The sequence below is a fragment of the Vibrio sp. A37 genome (assembly GCF_059777565.1).
The window spans coordinates 1-659 of record NZ_JBLNLI010000071.1 but is presented as its reverse complement, the minus strand read 5'-3'; the positions used below and the strand labels follow the sequence as shown (position 1 = coordinate 659).

At 47.8% G+C, this 659-nt stretch carries 1 protein-coding gene; it reads left to right on the top strand.

From position 1 onward, the window contains the following. The coding region (locus ACM2FC_RS23575; RefSeq protein WP_498483465.1) for an EF-Tu C-terminal domain-related protein at positions 1-659 on the top strand (659 nt) is incomplete at both ends.

Sequence of the window (659 nt, the reverse complement as noted above, 5' to 3'; positions counted from 1 at the left end):
CAAGGTTCAGCTCTTGGCGCACTAAACGGCGAGAAGCAATGGGAAGACAAAATCGTTGAGCTTGCAGAAGCACTAGATTCTTACATCCCAGAGCCAGAGCGTGCAATTGACCAACCATTCCTACTACCGATTGAAGACGTATTCTCAATCCAAGGTCGTGGTACAGTTGTAACAGGTCGTATCGAGCGCGGTATCCTAACTGTAGGTGACGAAGTAGAAATCGTTGGTATCAAAGAGACAACAGTAACAACTTGTACTGGTGTTGAAATGTTCCGTAAGCTTCTAGACGAAGGTCGTGCGGGTGAGAACGTTGGTGCACTACTACGTGGTACTAAGCGTGACGAAGTTGAGCGTGGTCAAGTCCTAGCGGCTCCAGGTTCAATCACTCCACACACTAAGTTTGAGTCTGAAGTATACGTACTATCTAAAGATGAAGGTGGTCGTCACACTCCATTCTTCAAAGGCTACCGTCCACAGTTCTACTTCCGTACAACTGACGTAACAGGTAACATCGAGCTACCTGAAGGCGTAGAAATGGTAATGCCAGGTGACAACATCAAGATGACAGTAGAGTTGATCGCACCAATCGCGATGGACGAAGGTCTACGTTTCGCAATCCGCGAAGGTGGCCGTACTGTAGGTGCTGGTGTTGTTGCTAA